At 51.3% G+C, this 2,573-nt stretch carries 1 protein-coding gene; it reads left to right on the top strand.

What is annotated here, in order from left to right; translation table 11 throughout:
• The first annotated feature begins 105 nt into the window (after positions 1-105).
• Positions 106-2,478 (top strand): autotransporter domain-containing protein, encoded by a 2,373-nt coding sequence (locus tag GOW56_RS21620; RefSeq protein ID WP_253283495.1) that lies wholly within the window; start codon positions 106-108, stop codon positions 2,476-2,478.
• The last annotated feature ends 95 nt before the right edge of the window (positions 2,479-2,573 follow it).

The raw sequence follows: 2,573 nt of genomic DNA, 5'->3' as shown, positions 1-2,573 counted from the left end.
CGAGCCCAAAGCAGTCAATCGTTTGACTTTTTTGAGCATTTCACAAAACTCACCGTGTATCACAATTGGGTGTACTCTCGCTTATCAAGTAAGAGGAGAAAGCTGATGGCAACACTGGGCCCGACACTTGCGGCACTATACGCTCAGCGTGCATTTATTATTAAGTTGTCACTGGGAGCCTTGGCTTATGTGTTAGTGGCGGGCGACGCACAGGCCCAAAGCGCACAGGGTTGCGTAGAATTGGGCTCTCCTCGGATAGAATATTCATCCGGATCTGAAAGCACTCGCGTTAATCAAACAATTTCAACGACGGAACGCACGTGTCTGCCGATCCCAAACGGACCCATTACAGGACTTACAATTGGAAACTCCTCTATCACGTCCTCTGGTGAAATTGAGTTGTATGTCCCGGGCCAGAATACCGTTCCAAGCAATGCTTCAGTTTTAACTCTCCTAAACGTTGATGTTGCGGCAGGTAGCGGAGACTTTGTTTCTCGTGAGGCCTTGGCTACGAACATCAACGGGAAGCTTAGAGTGAACCTCATTGGAACTTCGATTGGTTCCGGCAGATCAATGACGTTCGTTCCGTTCAACGGCGCGAATATCGACCCCACTGAAGTTTACTTCCAGTCAGACCGACCGTTAACCTACGACAACCTTACCGTTATAGGGGCTACCGAAGTGGTTTTCGGGGCGTACTATATCCAAACCCGGGTTGCCGAGGCTTCTGATTTCACACTGACGAATAGTTCGATTTCTTCAACCAGTGACATGGCGATAGCGGCAGGCACGACCGTTCGGCTCGATGCAGCAAGCAGTTTGAACACCGTAAACTTTGAGAATTTTGGCACGCTGGCCGGAACGGGAACCGTGAACGCATTTAACTTCACAGTTAAGAACGGAGGGGTGCTTTCGCCGGGCTTTTCAATTGGTACGCTTAACAATAGTGGCGGTATCGCCTTTGAAACTGGGTCAAGGATCTTAAGTGAAGTCGATCCGACGGCCGGTCAGAAAGCCGATTTGGTGTCATCCAGCGGGCCCGTTACAGGGATTAACCGCGCCACTATACAAGTCGAAGCCGCTCGTCCCGGCCTGACTGCGCAGGACTATGCTGCTGGCAACGACTACACGGTTTTTCAAGCCTCGCGTTTCGATGGAAACTCCCCAACTCTTGTTGCCGGAGGATCTCTGCCCGCCCTATCCAGTCTGAGTATCTCAAACACGCCAACCGCGGACGGTAGAATCGACATAGCGTTTTCGACCCTCCCCGTTTCGAGTTTACCACAACATCCATCAGTTGTTGGATCTCCCAATGCAAGCAACCTTGCTGGTGCGGTGGCTAACACCACAAACACGTCACCTGGAACTAATCTGACCAATGGCTCAACCTTGGGTAATACCGTTAACACGCTTACCAATTCAGGTTTGTCTGGATTTAATCGTGTGCACGCAGAGCCCTATTCCTCCAATTTGACCGTTGGGCTTGAGCAACTTGACCTGATAACAAACACTGTGCTGAGCCATGCTGACTGCCGCAAGTATCAAGCGGTTGGCTTCAGCAATGCGGATCAACCCGTTGCAGAAGGCGACATCGACTCGGCCCAGAGCCCGAGCGGCGCAATAGACTGCTCTGATCGGCGCTGGTGGATCGACACGGCCTATGTGAGCGGGGACGTTGATGGAAGCAATGGCCTTGGGACATTCGACTATTCGCTGGGCACGATTTTGGTCGGAGCGGATGTCGCAAGCACCGATAGAGGTGTGGTCGGCGTGTACGCAGGTTTTGGGACATCCTCCATGGATGAACACGATCAAGTCGATCAGGACTTTTCGACCGACAGCTATCATGTGGGCGTCTATGGGCGCACAACAACCGGAACTTGGGAGTTCTCCGGGCTGGTCGGTTACATGTTCGGTGAAACCGACGCCAAGCGAAATAACCCTTCTGTTGATGGCTTTACGGGAGGCGAGGCAAAGTCTGATTTGGACCAAGAGGGCATCCATGCCGGTATCCAGGCACGGAAGCTGTTTAACCTGAACAGCGGTGCAAGGGTTTCTACGGTTTTTGGATTGAACTACGGGCGTATCCAACAAGGCTCAGGCACAGAGACGGGCGGTGGTGATTTCAATTACTCGATTGAAAAAGCGAACGCAGAATCGCTGGTCGCTTCTATTGGAATTGACTACCAACGCGACTTCTTGACAGAGAATGGTTTGTTAACCCCAATCGCCTTCGCCCGGTATGAATATGACTTCTTTGCCAACAAAGACAGTGAGCACGAAATCACAGTCACAAGTCCATTGTTCGGAACATTTACACAAGTCGGACAAAATCGAGGAGCAAATGGCTTCGTTCTCGGGCTTGGCCTGGGCTATCAGATTTCTGAGCTGGCCAGACTAACGGCAGGATATGGTTATTCAGTTCGATCCAATGGCCAAGAACATGGCCTAGGTGCAAACTTAAGTGTTCGGTTTTGATTTGGCAGTACGGTTGTTTCAAATTTAGGAATCACACACGCCGACCATCGTTGTTGGGCCTTTACAAACGGACCCAGCGGACGTCCGCTTTGTCC

The organism is Ruegeria sp. HKCCA0235A, assembly GCF_013033235.1.
Classification (GTDB): Bacteria; Pseudomonadota; Alphaproteobacteria; order Rhodobacterales; family Rhodobacteraceae; genus Ruegeria.
Note: the sequence above shows the minus strand (reverse complement) of the source record. Positions and strands in the feature narration are given on the sequence as shown.

Bases quoted from the DNA above. Each gene is read 5' to 3' on its own strand.
- GOW56_RS21620 (WP_253283495.1), top strand. From the start codon at position 106: ATGGCAACACTGGGCCCGACACTTGCGGCACTATACGCTCAGCGTGCA.